This is a genomic window from Bradyrhizobium sp. 25ACV (assembly GCF_054863005.1).
In genome coordinates this window covers 1-16,076 of record NZ_JAVAYO010000002.1, presented here as the reverse complement: position 1 = coordinate 16,076, position 16,076 = coordinate 1, and the positions used below count along the sequence as shown (strand labels likewise).

Sequence of the window (16,076 nt, the reverse complement as noted above, 5' to 3'; positions counted from 1 at the left end):
TGCTTCGATCTCGTGTCCCGGACGCGAGGCGGAACGAAGTGCCGCTCCGCAGAGCCGGAACCCAGGGCAGCACTTCGAGCCGATCGGCGCGCGGGAGGACGGCATTCGTAATCGTCTGGAAATCCTGGCCTTCTGCCTCGTGATGATGGGCGGGTCCTTTGTTTCGCATCATGCTGCCCCGCTCGAGGCGGCGGCGGCCGAGGTCGCGCAGCGTCCGTCCAAATCAAATGATGCCAGCGGAACCATGCAAACCGTCACACAGCTCCTTGCCCAACCCCGCTCGCCGTCGCGCGATGACCAGCTCTATTTGGCCGCGGTAGCCCTGTTCAAGGCGATCGAGGCAAGCGAGGCGCCGGTCGAGAGTCGCGACACGCTTGTAAGAGCGCTGCATGAGGTCGCGCTCGGCGGGCACGCCAACGCTTGGGTCGACTATGGCCGCTGCCTCTGGAACGGCTGGGGCGTGCCGCGCGATCGCGACGCTGCGATCGCTGCCTACAAGCGCGCGGCCGAACTCGGCTCGGATTACGGCGCCTATCTCACCGCCTATAATCTCTACTGGACGTTCAGGAAATATGACGACGCCTATGCTTACGCGCAGAAAGCGCTTGCCGGCGACGACCCCGATGGCGCGGTGCGCTACCTCCTGGGGCTGATGGCCTACAACGGTCGCGGGCAACCGAAGGACGTGGCCAGAAGCCTTGCATTGCATCTCGAAGCGGCGAAGCGCGGCAACGCCGATGCCTATTTCGAGTTGTTCGTCTATGCGATGCAAGGCATCGGTGACCGCAACAAGGCAGTGTTCTACCTGAAGCAGGCCGGACAACGCGACCAGCCGCGCGCCTGCGCCAATCTCGGCGCACTCTATGCCACCGGGCAACTGCCTGGCATCGAGAAGAATCTCAGCGAGTCCGTCCACTGGTACAAGCGCGCCGCCGATCTCGGCATCGGTCGCGCCGCCGCAGCGCTCGGCGTGATGGCCACGCGCGGCGAAGGGATGGCGAAGGACCCGGATGCCGCAGAGGCGTATTTCGATCGCGCCGAGGATCTGGGGTTTGAGCTGGACGAATATCTGCGGGCGAACGGCGTGACGCGGCGGAGGTAGTCGCCCCCGTCGTTCCGGGGGGCGCCAAAGCGCGAACCAGGAATCTCGCGCCGCAACCTCGGAATTCCGGCCCGCGTGCTTCGTTCCGGAATGACGCCCCGGGAATCACACCTTCGGAGGCCCGCGGCTGCACGATCTCCCGCAACGGCGACAGTGCCGTGAACGCAACGCGCGCTCGCCGCGACCAATGGCGATCACGGCCGAGGCGCGGGGGATCGGATGCTGGACGCCCAACAATTGATGTGGACGCAGATTGCCGCCGGCATCTCGGTGCTTCTGTTTGGATTGATGCTGTTCAATCTGGTCCGCACGCGGGGCCGGATGCAGGCCGCGCGGAGCTGGGACAAGGTAGAGGGCATCATCACGGTCTCCAGGGTCGATCAGCCGGCGACGCACGCCTCGGACGATCAGAACGACGCCAAGCCCGTCATCCGCTATCGCTATCAGGCCGGCGGCCAGGAGCTGGAAAGCGACAAGGTCTTTGTCGGCGGCCAGGTCATCACGACGCGGGTCCTGGCCGCAAAACTGATCGGACGGTATCCGGTCGGAGCGCATGTCGACGTCCATGTCGATCCGAAGCAACCGACCGAGGCGCTGCTCGAACCTGCTGCCGCGCAGAACCTCGCGGCGCTGGTGGCGTTCACCATCGTGTTCGGCGTCATTGCCGCCACGCTCACCGCGCATTCGCTCGCGGGGCATGTGCTCTACACCAGCAACGGCGTTCCGCTGTTCGCGTTCGCGCTGCCGATCATCGTGCTCGTGGGCGGCGTGTTCTGCCTCGCAGCGTATGTCCGGACGCGCCGGCTGGCGAGCGCCAGCCTGCGCTGGCCGACGGCGGCCGGCAGGGTCACCCATTGCGACGTGATCGAGGAAATCATCGAGGAGAAGAGCGACGACGACAACTCACGATCCAGCAAGCTGCAACACCGCTATCAGGTCGACCTCCGCTACGCCTACAGGGTCGGCAAGCGCGACTTCATCGGCACCGAAGTCGATTGGGGCGGCACCATGATCTCCGGGCTGCGCGAGGTCGCCGAAAAGGCCGCGGCGAAACATCGTCCCGGGCAGAACGTCAAAGTTTACTACGATCCGGAACAGCCGGGACATGCGGTGCTGGAGCCTGCGAGCCGGGAAGGCACGCTGGAGCCGTTGATCGGTGCCGCGGTCTGCGCGGTCGTCGGAGGCCTTTTCCTGACGATCCTGATCAAAATCGGGTTCGCATAGAGGCGCTTGATGCGGCTCACCCCTTCGGCGGCGCCAGCGGCTGTACGATCTCCTGAAACGGTGCCAGCCCTTCGCAACGCTCGGCATGCGCAGCCAGCGCCGGGTAACGCGACGCGTCGAACAGCTGCGGATGCGCCTCACGGGTGAAGCGGACGACGCAGGCCACCGCGATGTCGGCGTGGCCGATGCGGCCACCCAGCCAATACGGCGTCGTCACCTTGGCGAGCTCAGCCTCAAGCACCTTCAGCACGTCCGCGATCTGCGCCTGGCAACGTTCGACCCACAGCGCAAGCTGCTCCTTCCGTAGCACGCGCTCATAGAGCAGGCTCACCGCCTTGTCGCCGAGGCCGGAAGCGAGCGCGCAGATGCGCAAATGCTTCCGCCGCTCAGTGCCACTGCGCGGCAGCATCGCCTTGCCCTCGCCGACGCGCTCGTCGAGATAATCAAGGATGACCGTGCTCTCGATCAGCGCCTCGCCGTCGTCGAGCACCAGCGTCGGCACGCGGCGCAGCGGGTTGTACGGTGCGATCTTGTCGGCATCGCCGAAGGTCGACCACGGCCGGTGCTCGAAGGGAATGCCGTAGAGCCGCAGCGCGATCGCGGTGCGGCGGACGAAGGGCGAGTCGTATTGGCCGATCAGGAACATGGTGCATCTCGTCATCGATCAAGCCGCGGCCCACCGTTGCCTCGCAAAGGGATTTGCGAGGAGCGACGGAGACACTCGGTTATGGGTTGCGCTTTGCACCATCCTAAATGGGTTGCGCCGCATTGCAACAGGATGAGTCATTCCGATAACGCATTGCCAACCCGTCGCTCCGCTCGCGGTGAGCGAGCGCTACTCCTCCAACAGAAGAGCTAGCGTGCTCGACTGCGCCAACTGAGCCGCCGCACCCTCCATGCTTGCCCTCGTCACTGACCGCACAACCACCAGGTTCGGTTCAAAGAACGCCTCGCCTTTTGCAAGCATGTCTTCGATCTCCTGACGAAGGCGCACAGGATCGTAGAAATTCAGGCGATAGCGTTTTCCCGCAACAATCAGGAGCGACTGCGAGAACCAGCCTTTCGCTTCCAACTGCCATTCATAGTCCGCAAAGTCCGCAGGAAAATCCAACGAGAAGTCCGACATGGCCACCTCCTGCTATCCGATCAACGGCACGTGCCGCGCGGCATCGCGCGGCGCCGTGCCGTCGTGCCGCGGATCATCCGCGACCTCGACCTGACGGCGGAACGGGCGGAAGCCGGAGCGTTGGTAGAAGGCAACGGCCGATGGATGGTCGAGGGTGCAGGTGTGGACCCAGACGCGGCGGACGTCGCGCGACCATGTGAGCTCCAGCGCGCGGTTCATCAGAAATCGCGCGGCGCCGGTGCCGATCAGGGGTGCGGTGACGCCGAAATAGACCAGCTCGCACTGGCCGGGCTCGCGGAAATCCAGCTCCAGCAGGCCTTCATCGCGGCCGTCCACCACCAGTGCGTAGACCTCAACACCGGGCGCATGGACGACTGCGGCGAGCTCCGTGTCGGTCATGCGGGCGCGCGAGAACCACAGCCAGTCCTCGCCGACGCGGCGGGAGATGTCGGGATACCAATCGAGCGTGGGGGCGTCGACCTTGCGCAGGGTCCACACGCCGGGGGGATCGTCGCGGCGCGCGGGAGGCGCGGTCATCTCCAGATGGGTGACGACGGCGGCGATCTTGCCGGCGGGCACGTCGGAATAGCCGTCGGGGAGGATCATTCTTGCTTGCTCCGCATCACCGCGAGTGGCTCGGCGCTACACATTCTGTCGTCGTCCCGGACAAGCGAGCGGAGCGAGCGCTGATCCGGGACCTCCGCGCGAGCGCTTGCGCTCGTCGCGATAGCCACAGGGAGTGGTTTGACGAAGATCGGTCGTTCGGGATTGGCTCCGCCAGCGATCGATAGACCTCGCGGTATGGGTCCCTGCGCCCGTGCGCAATTGCGCACTAGGCAGGGACGACGACGTGGATGGTGGCGTATCAGCCCTCCCCCTCATCGCTCGCCAGCACGCCCTTCACCGCCCTTGCCCAGCCCGCGAGCTTCCGCTCGCGCGTGGCCTGGCTCATGTTCGGCTTGAAGCGGTGCTCGAGGCGCCAGTTGTCGGCGAACTTGGTCGGCTCGGGATAGACGCCGGCCTGGAGGCCGGCGAGATAGGCGGCGCCTAACGCGGTAGTTTCTTGGATCACGGGACGATCGACCGGTGCATCCAACAAATCGGCGAGGCGCTGCATAGTCCAATCCGACGCCGTCATGCCGCCGTCGACGCGGAGCACGACGCTGGCGGTTTCCGAGCTCGGCCAGTCCGCACGCATCGCGGCCCAGAGGTCGAAAGTCTGGTAACAAACACTCTCCAGCGCGGCATGGGCCAGCTCGGCGGGGCCGGTGTTGCGGGTGAGGCCGAACAGCGCGCCGCGCACGCGCGGATTCCAGTAGGGCGCGCCCATGCCGACGAAAGCCGGGACCAGATAGACGCTCTGCATGGAGTCGGATTGATCGGCGAGGGGGCCGGTTTCCGCCGCGTGCTTGATGATCCCGAGGCCGTCGCGCAGCCATTGCACCGCGCTGCCTGCGACGAAGATCGAGCCTTCGAGCGCGTAGGTGCGCTTGCCATCGAGCTGGTAGGCGACGGTGGTGAGCAGCTTGTTCTTCGACGCGACCGGCGTGGTGCCGGTGTTGAGCAAGGCAAAGCAGCCGGTGCCGTAGGTGGACTTCATCATGCCCGGACGGAAGCAGGCCTGGCCGATGGTCGCCGCCTGCTGGTCGCCGGCGATGCCTGAGATGGCAATCGCGCCGCCGAACAGATCGGGCGTGCTTTCGCCGAAGCGGGCGGAGGAGTCCTTCACCTCGGGCAGCATCGAGCGCGGCACGCCGATGATCTCCAGCAATTCGTCGTCCCACTGTCCGGTATGGATGTTGAACAGCAGCGTGCGCGAGGCGTTGGTGGCGTCGGTGGCGTGCACCTTGCCGCCGGTGAGGCGCCAGAGCAGGTAGCAATCGACCGTGCCGAACATCAGTTCGCCGCGCGCGGCGCGCGCCCGCGCGCCGGGGACGTGGTCGAGGATCCAGGCGACCTTGGTGCCGGAGAAATAGGGATCGATGATCAGGCCGGTCTTCTGCGAGATCACGGGCTCGCGGCCGTCGGCCTTGAGTTTTGCGCAGATGTCGGCGGTGCGGCGGTCCTGCCAGACGATGGCGCGGTGCACAGCCTGCCCGGTGGCGCGGTCCCACACCACGGTGGTCTCGCGTTGATTGGTGATGCCGATCGCCGCGATGTCCTTCGCGGTGATGCCGGCGTGCTCGATCGCCTCGCGGCAGACCATCACCGTCGAGGTCCAGATGTCCTCGGGCTCGTGCTCGACCCAGCCCGAAGCCGGGAAATGCTGCGGAAACTCCTGCTGCGCCTTCGCCGCGATGGATATATCGCCGCGAAACACGATGGCGCGCGAGGAGGTGGTGCCCTGGTCGATGGCGAGGACGAAAGACATGGCGGCTACCTTGGCGTTTAGCTTGGCGTTTCACTGGAGGGAGTGATTGTGTCGCGCCAAAGGGAGCGGATTAGGGCGGGAAGGTCAAGGTTGGATGCGGGGCCCAGCCCAAGCTCAGTCGTCGTTCCCGCGAACGCGGGGACCCATAACCCCAGGGGGTGATTATGGGGCGAGCTGCCAACTCCGAGTCCTCGCCAAACCACTCCCTGTGGTGGGTCCCGGATCTGCGCTTACGCTTGTCCGGGACGACCTGAGGAAAGACCTCGCAAATCCCTACACCGCCGCCGTGGTCACGCCGCCGTCGATGACGATGGTCTGACCGGTCATGAAGCTCGAAGCATCGGAAGCGAGATAGGCGACCGCGCCGGCGATTTCGTCCGGCTCGCCGATGCGGCGCAGCGGCGTGGTGGCGGTGCGGCGCTTCAGCATGGCTTCGTCTTCCCACAGCGCGCGGGCGAAATCGGTCTTGACGAGGCCGGGCGCGATGCAGTTGACGCGGACGCCTTTCGGGCCCCACTCGCCGGCGAGCGAGCGGCACAGCGCGAAGTCGGCGGCCTTCGAGATGCCGTAGGCGCCGATCACGGTGGAGCCGCGCAGGCCGCCGATCGAGGAGATGATGACGACGGAGCCGCCTCCGCGCTCTGCCATTTGCGGGATCGCGAGCGCGGAGAGCCAGATGTTGCTCTTGACGTTGCTCCCCATGATCTTGTCGAAGGCCTCGTCGGTGATGTCGAGCAGCGGGCCGTAATAGGGATTCACCGCGGCGTTGCAGACGAGGATGTCGATCTTGCCGTAATGCTTCGTGGCGCCCGCGATCAGCGCCTCGACCTCGGCCTTGCGCGCGATGTTGCAGGGGATGACGGTGGCATCGCCGCCGGAAGCGATGATGCCGTCGACGACCTCCTTGCAGGCGTCCGCCTTGCGCGAGGAGACCACGACCTTGGCGCCTAACTTTGCGAGCAGCTCGGCGGAGGAGCGGCCTATGCCGCGGCTGGAGCCGGTGACCACGGCCACCTTGCCGGTGAGATCGAACGGGGTGTTTTTCATTGTTGTTGGGCTCCGCTGACGCCATTTACTCGGTGTCATCGCCCGACTTGATCGGGCGATCCAGTACTCTGCGGCTGAAGTTGCGTGAAACGCATAGCCATCGCGGAGTACTGGATGCCCCGGTCAAGCCGGGGCATGACAGTCTTCGTGTGGCCTAGATCAACTCAGATCAACCCGCCACCATCCGCGACGCGGCGCTGGTGGTAGTCGGTGTCGCCGAACGAACTCTCGATCATGGTGAGGCGCTTGAAGTAGTGACCGATCTTCGCCTCCATGGTCATGCCGATGCCGCCATGAAGCTGGATCGCCTGCTGTCCGACGAATTTCAGCGACTTGCCGATCTGCACCTTGGCCGCGGCGATGGCGTTGGAGCGCTCCTTGGCGTTCTCGAAATCACCAGCCATGGTCGCGAACATCGACATCGAGCGGGCCTGCTCGGCCGCGACGAACATGTCGGAGGCGCGATGCTGCAGCGACTGGAACGAGCCGATCGCGACGCCGAACTGCTTGCGCGTCTTGATGTACTCGACCGTGGTCTTGAGCGATTCGTCCATCAGGCCGACCGCCTCGGCGCAGAGCGCGACGCGGGCTTCATCGACGACGCGCTCGATCAGCGCCAGCGAATCCTCGGGATTGCCGAGCACGGCATCGGGGCCGATCTCGACACCGGTAAGCGTGATGTCGGCGGCGTGCAGGCCGTCCTGGGTCGGGTATGACTTCTTGGTCACGCCCTTGGCGTTCGCCGGCACCAGGAACACGCCGATGCCGGTCTTGTCGCGACGGTCGCCCTTGGTGCGCGCGGTGACGATCAAGGTGTCGGCATTCTCGCCGTTGAGCACGACGAATTTTTCGCCGTCGATGACCCAGCCGTCGCCCTTCTTCTTCGCCGTCGTCGAGACGTCGAAGAGATCGTAGCGCGAGTTCTTCTCGAGCTGGGCAAACGCCAGCGTCTTGCTGCCGTCGATGATGCCGGGCACGTGCGCAGCCTTCTGCGCGTCAGTGCCGGCATGGCGCAGGAAGCCGCCGCCGATCACCACCGTCGCCAGATACGGCTCGAGCACCAGCGCCTTGCCGAGCGCTTCCATCACGATCATGGTCTCGACGCCGCCGCCGCCGAAGCCGCCATCGGCCTCGCTGAACGGCAGCCCGAGCAGCCCCTGCTCGGCGAGCTTGAGCCAGACCGTTTTGCTCCAGCCGCCCTTCTCCTTCATGTACTTCTTGCGCTGCTCGAAATCGTAGGAATCGGTCAGCAGGCCGTCGATGCTTTCCTTGAGAAGCCGCTGCTCCTCGTTCAGGTCAAAATCCATGTTTCTCTCCAAATCGGCGGGAATTGCCCTGCCGTCGCCTCACCCTCAGACGTCATCCCCGCGAAGGCGGGGATCCAGTAAACGCAGCCGCCTGCCGTACTCACGACCGCCGCGGCGTCCTGGGTCCCCCGCCTTCGCGGGGGACGACACCGTCATTGTTGACTCACAGCCCCAGCACCGCCTTGGCGATGATGTTGCGCTGGATCTCGTTGGAGCCGCCGTAGATCGAGACCTTGCGGTTGTTGAAGTAGCTCGGCGCGATCTGGGCGGTCCAGTCCATGGCTTCGTTCGAGCCGTCATCGCCGTGCACGTCGTAGGGCGCGGCGAACGGGCCGATCACTTCCATCAGCAGCTCGGTGGTGGTCTGCTGGATCTCGGAGCCCTTGATCTTCAGCACCGAGGAGGCCGGATTGGGCTTGCCCTTGCCGTGCTTGCCTTCGTCGGCGACGACACGGAGCTGGGTGAGCTCGAGCGCCTTCAGCTCGATCTCGCACGCCGCGAGCTTCTCGCGGAACGCGGCGTCCTGGATGATCGGCTTGCCGCCGGATTCCACCTTGCCGGCGAGATCGCGGATGCGGCGCAGCCGCTCCTTGGAGACGCCGACACGGGCGATGCCGGTGCGCTCATTGCCGAGCAGGAATTTGGCGTAATCCCAGCCCTTGTTCTCCTCGCCGATCAGGTTCTCGTAGGGCACCTCGACGTCGTCGAAGAACACTTCGTTGACCTCGACGCCGCCGTCGATGGTCTGGATCGGGCGCACCGTGACGCCCTTCGACTTCATCGAGAACACGATGAAGGAGATGCCCATCTGCTTCTTGGCGCCGGGATCGGTGCGGCAGAGGCAGAAGATCATGTCGGCATGCTGGGCCAGCGTGGTCCAGGTCTTCTGGCCGTTGATGATCCACTTGTCGCCCTTGCGCTCGGCCTTGGTCTTGAGCGAGGCAAGGTCGGAGCCGGAACCCGGCTCGGAGAAGCCCTGGCACCACCAATCGTCGACATTGGCGATGCGCGGCAGATATTGCTTCTTCTGCTCCTCGTTGCCGAAGGTGTAGATGACGGGGCCGACCATGCTGACGCCGAAGGCGAGTGGCTGCGGCGCCGGATAGGACTGCAGCTCCTCGTTGAAGATGTAGTGCTGCACGCTGGTCCAGCCGGTGCCGCCATATTGCTTGGGCCAGTGGCTGACGCCCCAGCCCTTCTTGTTGAGGATGCGCCACCACGTCACCATCTCGTCCTTGCTGAGGTGACGCCCCTCGACCATCTTGCGCCGCGTATCCGGCGGCACGTTGTCGCGGAAGAACTGTCGCACTTCCTCGCGAAACGCCTGCTCTTCTTTCGTGAATGCGAGATCCATCGGATCCTCCTGTGAATTACTGCAAAACCTCGAACAAGCCGGCCGCGCCCATGCCGCCGCCGACGCACATGGTGACGACCGCGTATTTCGCCTTGCGGCGGCGGCCTTCGATCAAAGCGTGGCCGGTGAGGCGTGCGCCGGACATGCCGTAGGGATGGCCGACCGCGATCGCGCCGCCATCGACGTTGATCTTCTCGGGGTCGATGCCGAGCTTGTCACGGCAATACAGCACCTGCACCGCGAAGGCTTCGTTCAGCTCCCAGAGACCGATGTCGTCGACGGTGAGACCGTGACGCTTGAGCAGGCGCGGCACGGCGAAGACCGGACCGATGCCCATCTCGTCCGGCTCACAGCCGGCCGAGACGAAGCCGCGGAAGATGCCGAGCGGCTTGAGACCGCGCTTTGAAGCTTCCTTGTCGCTCATGATGACGGACGCGCTAGCGCCGTCCGAGAGCTGGCTGGCATTGCCGGCGGTGATCGAGAAGCCTTCGCCGCGCACGGGCTTGAGGCCGGCGAGGCCTTCGATCGTGGTCTCCGGGCGTGGGCCTTCGTCCTGCGACAGCGTGACGTCCTTCATCGACACGGTGCCGGTCGCCTTGTCGGTGACTGCCATCTGCGTCGTGATCGGCGCGATCTCTTCCTTGAACTTGCCGCCCTGTTGGGCTGCAGCCGTGCGGCGCTGGCTCTCCAGCGAATACTCGTCCTGCTGCTCGCGCGAAATGCCGTAGCGCTTGGCGACGACTTCCGCGGTGTCGATCATGGGCATGTAGACCTCGCCCTTGATCTTGAGCAGCGCCGGGTCCTGGGCGTGGAAGCCGTTCATCTTGTCGTTCTGCACGAGGCTGATCGACTCGCCGCCGCCGCCGACCGCGATCTCGACGCCGTCGAAGATCACCGAGCGCGCGGCGAGCGCGATCGCCTGCAGGCCCGAGGCGCATTGCCGGTCGATCGTGGTGCCGGCGACGGTGACGGGAAGGCCGGCGCGCAGCAGCGCCTTGCGCGCGATGTTGCCGCCGGTCGCGCCCTGCTGCAGCGCTGCACCCATCACGACGTCCTCGACCTCCTTCGGATCGACCTTGGCGCGCGCGACGGCTTCACCGATGGCGTGGCCGAGCAGAGTTGCGCCCTCGGTGGCGTTGAGCGCGCCGCGATAGGCCTTGCCGATCGGGGTGCGGGCGGTGGAAACGATGACGGCGTCGGTCAAGAACGAGCTCCTGATGCGGTTTTAGTGGATTGTGACGGTTTCTGCTGCTGGCGCAATTCGTGGCGCGACAATTTTCCAACCGGCGTACGCGGCAGATCGTCGACGAACTCGACCTCGGCCGGCAATTCGTGCTTGCCGAGCTTGCCGGCGAGTTGCGCGCGCAGCTCGTCGAGCGAGAACGGCTTTGCCTCCGGCTTCAGCTTGATGAAGGCCTTCGCGGCCTCGCCGCGGTACTGGTCGGGAATGCCGAGCACGATCACCTCGTGCACGCCAGCAATGGTGTAGATCGCCTGCTCGATCATCTGCGGATAGACGTTGAAGCCGCCGGAGATGATCATGTCCTTCTTGCGGTCGACCAGGAAGAAATAGCCGTCGCTGTCGACATAGCCGATGTCCCCGGTGAGGAAGCGGCCGTCGACGAAGGCGTCCGTGGATCCCTCCGGCTTGTTCCAGTAGCCCTTGGTGACGTTCGGGCCCTTGATGCGGATCTCGCCGACTTCGCCCGGCGGCAGCACGCGCTTGGGATCGTCGAGCGCGACCACGTCGAGCTCGATGCCGGGCAGCATCAGGCCGATCGAGCCGGACTTGTCGGGGCCGGTAGGCGGATGGCCGGTGCCGGGCGAGCAGGTCTCGGTCATGCCCCAGCCGCTGCGCAGCTTCTTGCTGACCTTGCGCTCGAAGAAGTTGGCGATCTCCACCGGCAGCGGCGCGCCGCCGGAGCCGATGGTGGCGAGCGAGGAGAAGTCGCGCTTGTCGAGATCCGGCAGCGCGGCGATCGCGATCCACATCGTCGGCACGCCCGGAAAATACGTCGCGCGCTTGACCTCGATGTCTCGCATCACGGCCTCGACGTCGAAGCGCTGATGCAGCGAGATCAGATTGCCGCGGCTGAGCGAGGACAACAGCACCACGGTCAGTGCGTAGATGTGGAACAGCGGCAGCACGCAGATCACGCGCTCGATCGTCTCGCCCCGCGCGGCGCGCGATGGCTTGCCCCAGACGTCGTAGATCGACACCGCCGAGGTGAGATTGCCGTGCGTCAGCATCGCGCCCTTGGGCAGGCCAGTGGTGCCGCCGGTATATTGCAGCAGCGCGACGTCGTCGGCAGTCACGACCGGCCACTCTGCCGGCGCGCTCGCGCCCTCGACGAAGGACTTGAACGTGACGATGCGGGGATCATCCGGGATCGCCGCCTGCGGCGTGCCGACCTTGCCCCAATGATCGTCCTCGCAGACGATGAGACGGTCGATAAGTCCCTTTTCAAGGAACTTCAGCGCGGTCGGCAGCAGGGCGGCGAGATTGGAGGTGACGAGCAGGCGCGAGCCGGAATCGGAAACCTTGTGGGTCAGCGCGATCTCGCCATCGAGCGGGGAGAGATGCGCGAGGCGGCTGCCTGCCTTCAGCGCACCGAAGAAATTGACGGGATGGTCAGGTGTGTTGCCGAGGAACAGCGCGATGGAGGAGCCCTTGCAGCCGGCGCGCAAGAACGCCGCCGCCGCGCGCTCGGCCTGAGCTGCGAGCTCCGTGTATGTGATCGGGCGATCTCGAAATTCCAGAGCGGTGCGCGGGCCGTAATCGGCGGCAGCTTTCGACAGCAGGTCAGGCAGCGAGCCCTGGACGATGGTGTCGTCCCACCGCACGCCCTCGGGATAGAACTGTTCGCCGGGATGGGTCATTGGCGATCGATACTCTGCAAAACGGTAGTCGCCGGGTCGTGTGAGGTGGGCACCGGCGAACGGGCTCCCTTCCCCCTTGTGGGGAAGGGTTGGGGAAAGGGGTAGCCACAAACACTGACCTCGCCCGGGGCCACCCCCCTCCCTGCCCCTCCCCCACAAGGGGGGAGGGAACGGAGAGAGCTTTGTCCGTAGCGCGACATTGCAGCGGCACCCAGTCCGATCACGCCGCCTTCGACGCCGCCGCCAGCGAGGCGAACGTCTTGCCTTCGGCCGCGAGCTTCTTCAGCAGCGGTGCGGGCTCGAGGCTGGGGTCGTTGGTCTCCTTGGCATAGAAGGCCAGGCGATCGGCGATGTGCTTGAGGCCGACGCTGTCGGCCCAGAACATCGGGCCGCCACGGTAGATCGGCCAGCCATAGCCATAGAGCCAGACCACGTCGATGTCGGAGGGACGGGCGGCGATGCCCTCTTCGAGGATCTTCGCGCCCTCGTTGATCATCGGATACATCATGCGCTCGAGGATCTCGTCATCGCTGACGACGCGCTTCTTGTGGCCGAGACGGGCAAGCGTCTCGTCGATCAGCTTCTCGACCTCCGGATCGGGCAGCGCCGAGCGGCTGCCGGCTTCGTACTTGTAGTAGCCCTTGCCGGTCTTCTGGCCGAAGCGGCCGGCTTCGCACAGCGCGTCCGCGATCTCCGACTTGATGCCGCGGTCCTTGCGCGAGCGCCAGCCGATGTCGAGGCCGGCGAGGTCGCCCATCGCGAACGGCCCCATCGGCATGCCGAACTTGGTGACGACAGCGTCGACCTGCTGCGGCAGGGCGCCCTCGAACAGCAGCTTCTCGGACTGCTTGCCGCGCTGGGCCAGCATGCGGTTGCCGACGAAGCCGTCGCAGACGCCGACCACGGCCGGCACCTTCGCGATCTTGCGCGCAATATTCACCGCGGTGACCAGCGCATCCGGCGCGGTCTTGTCGGCGCGCACGATCTCGCACAGCTTCATGACGTTGGCCGGCGAGAAGAAGTGCATGCCGAGCACGTCCTGCGGACGCTTGGTCGACTTCGCGATCTCGTCGATGTTGAGATACGAGGTGTTGGAGGCGAGCACGGCGCCGGGCTTGACGTACTGGTCGAGCTTGCCGAACACTTCCTTCTTCACCGCCATGGTCTCGAACACGGCTTCGATGACGAGGTCGGCATCGCCGACATTCTCGATGCCGACGACGCCGTTGATCAGCGCCATGCGCTTGGCGGGCGCGTCGGCCGGAATGCCGCCGCGCGCGGCGGTCGCTTCCCAGTTCTTCTGCATGATGCCCATGCCGCGCTTGAGCTGCTCCTCGCCGGTCTCGATCAGGGTGACGGGAACGCCGGCATTGGCAAAGGACATCGCGATGCCGCCGCCCATGGTGCCGGCGCCGAGGATGGCGACGCGGTTCACGGGACGCGACTTGGTGCCATCAGGAACGCCCGCGATCTTGGCAGCCTCGCGCTCGGCGAAGAACGCATAACGCTGCGCCTTCGACTGATCGCTGGCGACGAGCTTCAGAAAACCCTCGCGCTCCTTCTTCAGGCCTTCGTCGAAAGGTAGGTCAATGGCGTAGCCCACGGCGTCGGCGGCGGCGAACGGCGCCTCCAGGCCGCGCGACTTCTTGGTCATGGCGGCGACCGCATTGGTGAAGATCGAGCGGTCGGCCTTGGCCGCCGCGATCTTGGAATCGTCGTCGCGCAGGCGCCGCAGCGGGCGCTTCTCGGCCAGCAGCTTGCGCACGAAGGCCTCGCCGCCCGATGCCGGCCCCTCGATGATTTCCTCGATCAGGCCGTTCTTGAGCGCTTCCGCAGCACCAATGGGATCACCGCCGACGATCATCTTGACAGCGAGCTCGGGACCGACCGCGCGCGGCAGGCGCTGGGTGCCGCCGGCGCCCGGCAGAAGTCCGAGCTTCACCTCGGGCAGGCCGAGCCTGGCCTCTTTCACCGCGACGCGGAAATGGCAGGCGAGCGCGACCTCGAGGCCGCCGCCGAGCGCGGTGCCGTGGATCGCGGCAACCACGGGCTTGGGCGAATTCTCGATTTCGGCGAGCACGTCGTTGAGGGCGGGCGCCTTCGGCGGCTTGCCGAATTCGGTGATGTCGGCGCCGGCGATGAAGGTGCGGCCGGCACAGGTCAGCACGATGCCCTTGATGGCGGGATCGGCAATCGCAGCCTTGATGCACTCCAGGATACCACCGCGGACCGCGGCACTCAGCGCGTTGACCGGAGGGCTGTCGACGGTGACGATCCCGACTTCGTCATGACGCTCAAGCTTGACCACTTCGCTCACGGTGTTCCCTCCTTGGTGGGGATTTACTTTTGTTCGATTTCGCGGTGCGGAATTTAATTCCGCATCTTGACGGCAGGGTTATTTTGAAGCACGTGGCTTGTCAACGACTCCGCGCAAGAAGCAGATCAGGGATGAAGCGTACAGGAAAGAAGACTGCGACCGATCGGAATTTCGTCGTCGCGCTTTCCCGCGGACTGGACGTATTGCGCGCATTCCATCCCAATGACGGCCTTCTCGGCAATCAGGAGATTGCGGCTCGCACCAACCTGCCGAAGCCGACCGTGTCGCGGCTGACCTACACCTTGACCAAGCTGGGCTACCTTGCGCCGGTTCCCCGCTTCGAGAAGTACCAGCTCACACCCGCGGCGATGTCGCTCGGCTACGCCGCGCTCGCCAATCTCGGCGTTCGGCATTTGTCCGAGCCGTTCCGCGAGGACGTGATGCGCGCGACCGGCGGCGCCGTCGCCGTCGGCGGCCGCGACCGTCACAGCATGATCTATTTCGGGCAAAGCCGCGGCAGCGAGACCGTCGGGGTTCAACTTGACGTCGGCTCCCGCGTGCCGATTGCAACCAGCGCGATGGGCCGCGCCTATTTCTGGGCGCTCGACGACGCAGACCGCGCAGACTTGTCGCGCCTGTTGCGCGAACATTACGGCAGCCGCTGGCCCAAGATGCGCGACGGGCTGGAACGTTCCGGCGAAACCGTCGCGAAATACGGTTTTGCGATCTCCGTCGGCGACTGGCACGACGACATCGGCGCCGCCGGCGTCGCACTCAGGCTCAACGACGGAACCGGTCCCTACGCATTCAATTGCGGCGCGCCCGCATTCCGCTTCACGGAAGTGCGTTTGATCAACGACATTGGACCGCGTCTCTTAGCGATGGTAAGGAACATCGAAGCGGCGCTCGGGGGTCTAATGCCGCATTCCAAAAAAGACGTCAGCAAAAAGCTGAAATCAGGAGGAAAAGTTGCGCGTGTGGCCGAGGGATTCAGATAGCCTTTGTCATCATCGGGAGCGGTTCGCATCGCCCCTTCGCTCACTGAATGACGTGAGCGAGACGAGATGACGCAGGCACAGCTCGCGCAGGGGACATCGCCCCTGCTCGCGGTTCGCGACGTCAGCGTCGTGTTCGGCGGCATCATCGCGCTCAACGGCGTGTCCTTCGACATGCACAAGGGCCAGATCCTCGGCTTGATCGGCCCCAACGGCGCCGGCAAGACCACGCTCTTCAATTGCCTGTCCCGGCTCTACCAGCCGTCATCCGGCGACATCCTGATGGAGGGCGCGAGCATCCTGACGCGGCCGCCGCACCGGATCGCCGAGATCGGCATCGGCCGCACCTTCCA

General features: G+C 65.4%; 14 protein-coding genes. 4 read left to right on the top strand and 10 right to left on the bottom strand.

The annotated features are described in order from the left end of the window. Positions 1 to 244 precede the first annotated feature (244 nt). Together RAD04_RS03835 and RAD04_RS03830 are read left to right on the top strand one after the other, a co-directional pair. Complete coding sequence (locus tag RAD04_RS03835; protein WP_461622721.1) at positions 245 to 1,102, top strand: tetratricopeptide repeat protein; 858 nt, start codon at positions 245 to 247, stop codon at positions 1,100 to 1,102. Positions 1,103 to 1,321: 219 nt separating this feature from the next. Further along, positions 1,322 to 2,326, top strand: coding sequence for a DUF3592 domain-containing protein (locus RAD04_RS03830; protein WP_461622720.1), 1,005 nt, complete (start codon positions 1,322 to 1,324; stop codon positions 2,324 to 2,326). 16 nt (positions 2,327 to 2,342) lie between these two features. Here RAD04_RS03830 and RAD04_RS03825 read toward each other — a convergent pair whose 3' ends face one another. The 10 genes from RAD04_RS03825 to RAD04_RS03780 all read right to left on the bottom strand — a co-directional run bounded on the left by RAD04_RS03825 (position 2,343) and on the right by RAD04_RS03780 (position 14,728). Further along, positions 2,343 to 2,972: a glutathione S-transferase family protein gene (locus RAD04_RS03825; RefSeq protein ID WP_461622719.1), complete on the bottom strand. Its 630-nt coding sequence runs from the start codon at positions 2,970 to 2,972 to the stop codon at positions 2,343 to 2,345. 189 nt (positions 2,973 to 3,161) lie between these two features. After that, positions 3,162 to 3,452 (bottom strand): hypothetical protein, encoded by a 291-nt coding sequence (locus RAD04_RS03820; RefSeq protein WP_461622718.1) that lies wholly within the window; start codon positions 3,450 to 3,452, stop codon positions 3,162 to 3,164. A 12-nt stretch (positions 3,453 to 3,464) separates the two neighbouring features. After that, positions 3,465 to 4,058, bottom strand: coding sequence for a GNAT family N-acetyltransferase (locus tag RAD04_RS03815; RefSeq protein WP_461622717.1), 594 nt, complete (start codon positions 4,056 to 4,058; stop codon positions 3,465 to 3,467). 259 nt (positions 4,059 to 4,317) lie between these two features. Further along, positions 4,318 to 5,823 carry a glycerol kinase GlpK gene (glpK, locus tag RAD04_RS03810; RefSeq protein ID WP_461622716.1) on the bottom strand — a complete coding sequence of 502 codons (1,506 nt, stop codon included), beginning with the start codon at positions 5,821 to 5,823 and terminating at the stop codon, positions 4,318 to 4,320. A gap of 273 nt (positions 5,824 to 6,096) precedes the next feature. After that, positions 6,097 to 6,870 (bottom strand): SDR family NAD(P)-dependent oxidoreductase, encoded by a 774-nt coding sequence (locus tag RAD04_RS03805; RefSeq protein WP_461619199.1) that lies wholly within the window; start codon positions 6,868 to 6,870, stop codon positions 6,097 to 6,099. 164 nt (positions 6,871 to 7,034) lie between these two features. After that, positions 7,035 to 8,177: a pimeloyl-CoA dehydrogenase small subunit gene (gene pimD, locus RAD04_RS03800; protein WP_461622715.1), complete on the bottom strand. Its 1,143-nt coding sequence runs from the start codon at positions 8,175 to 8,177 to the stop codon at positions 7,035 to 7,037. A gap of 163 nt (positions 8,178 to 8,340) precedes the next feature. Beyond that, positions 8,341 to 9,531, bottom strand: a complete 1,191-nt coding sequence (gene pimC, locus RAD04_RS03795) for a pimeloyl-CoA dehydrogenase large subunit (protein WP_018318818.1) — start codon at positions 9,529 to 9,531, stop codon at positions 8,341 to 8,343. A gap of 16 nt (positions 9,532 to 9,547) precedes the next feature. Further along, positions 9,548 to 10,735 (bottom strand): acetyl-CoA C-acyltransferase, encoded by a 1,188-nt coding sequence (locus tag RAD04_RS03790; protein WP_461622714.1) that lies wholly within the window; start codon positions 10,733 to 10,735, stop codon positions 9,548 to 9,550. Continuing rightward, positions 10,732 to 12,411 carry a dicarboxylate--CoA ligase PimA gene (pimA, locus tag RAD04_RS03785; protein ID WP_461622713.1) on the bottom strand — a complete coding sequence of 560 codons (1,680 nt, stop codon included), beginning with the start codon at positions 12,409 to 12,411 and terminating at the stop codon, positions 10,732 to 10,734. Before pimA ends, RAD04_RS03790 begins: the two co-directional genes overlap by 4 nt. Before the next feature lie 220 nt (positions 12,412 to 12,631). Beyond that, positions 12,632 to 14,728: a 3-hydroxyacyl-CoA dehydrogenase NAD-binding domain-containing protein gene (locus RAD04_RS03780; RefSeq protein WP_461622712.1), complete on the bottom strand. Its 2,097-nt coding sequence runs from the start codon at positions 14,726 to 14,728 to the stop codon at positions 12,632 to 12,634. A 131-nt stretch (positions 14,729 to 14,859) separates the two neighbouring features. On the opposite strand from RAD04_RS03780, the gene RAD04_RS03775 reads away from it, so the two are divergent. Further along, positions 14,860 to 15,726 (top strand): IclR family transcriptional regulator, encoded by an 867-nt coding sequence (locus tag RAD04_RS03775; protein WP_461623155.1) that lies wholly within the window; start codon positions 14,860 to 14,862, stop codon positions 15,724 to 15,726. A 66-nt stretch (positions 15,727 to 15,792) separates the two neighbouring features. Beyond that, a partial coding sequence (locus RAD04_RS03770) for an ATP-binding cassette domain-containing protein (protein ID WP_461622711.1) occupies positions 15,793 to 16,076 on the top strand: 284 nt, incomplete at its 3' end.

Bases quoted from the DNA above. Each gene is read 5' to 3' on its own strand.
- RAD04_RS03835 (WP_461622721.1), top strand. From the start codon at position 245: ATGCAAACCGTCACACAGCTCCTTGCCCAACCCCGCTCGCCGTCGCGC.
- RAD04_RS03830 (WP_461622720.1), top strand. From the start codon at position 1,322: ATGCTGGACGCCCAACAATTGATGTGGACGCAGATTGCCGCCGGCATC.
- RAD04_RS03825 (WP_461622719.1), bottom strand. From the start codon at position 2,972: ATGTTCCTGATCGGCCAATACGACTCGCCCTTCGTCCGCCGCACCGCG.
- RAD04_RS03820 (WP_461622718.1), bottom strand. From the start codon at position 3,452: ATGTCGGACTTCTCGTTGGATTTTCCTGCGGACTTTGCGGACTATGAA.
- RAD04_RS03815 (WP_461622717.1), bottom strand. From the start codon at position 4,058: ATGATCCTCCCCGACGGCTATTCCGACGTGCCCGCCGGCAAGATCGCC.
- glpK (WP_461622716.1), bottom strand. From the start codon at position 5,823: ATGTCTTTCGTCCTCGCCATCGACCAGGGCACCACCTCCTCGCGCGCC.
- RAD04_RS03805 (WP_461619199.1), bottom strand. From the start codon at position 6,870: ATGAAAAACACCCCGTTCGATCTCACCGGCAAGGTGGCCGTGGTCACC.
- pimD (WP_461622715.1), bottom strand. From the start codon at position 8,177: ATGGATTTTGACCTGAACGAGGAGCAGCGGCTTCTCAAGGAAAGCATC.
- pimC (WP_018318818.1), bottom strand. From the start codon at position 9,531: ATGGATCTCGCATTCACGAAAGAAGAGCAGGCGTTTCGCGAGGAAGTG.
- pimA (WP_461622713.1), bottom strand. From the start codon at position 12,411: ATGACCCATCCCGGCGAACAGTTCTATCCCGAGGGCGTGCGGTGGGAC.
- RAD04_RS03775 (WP_461623155.1), top strand. From the start codon at position 14,860: ATGAAGCGTACAGGAAAGAAGACTGCGACCGATCGGAATTTCGTCGTC.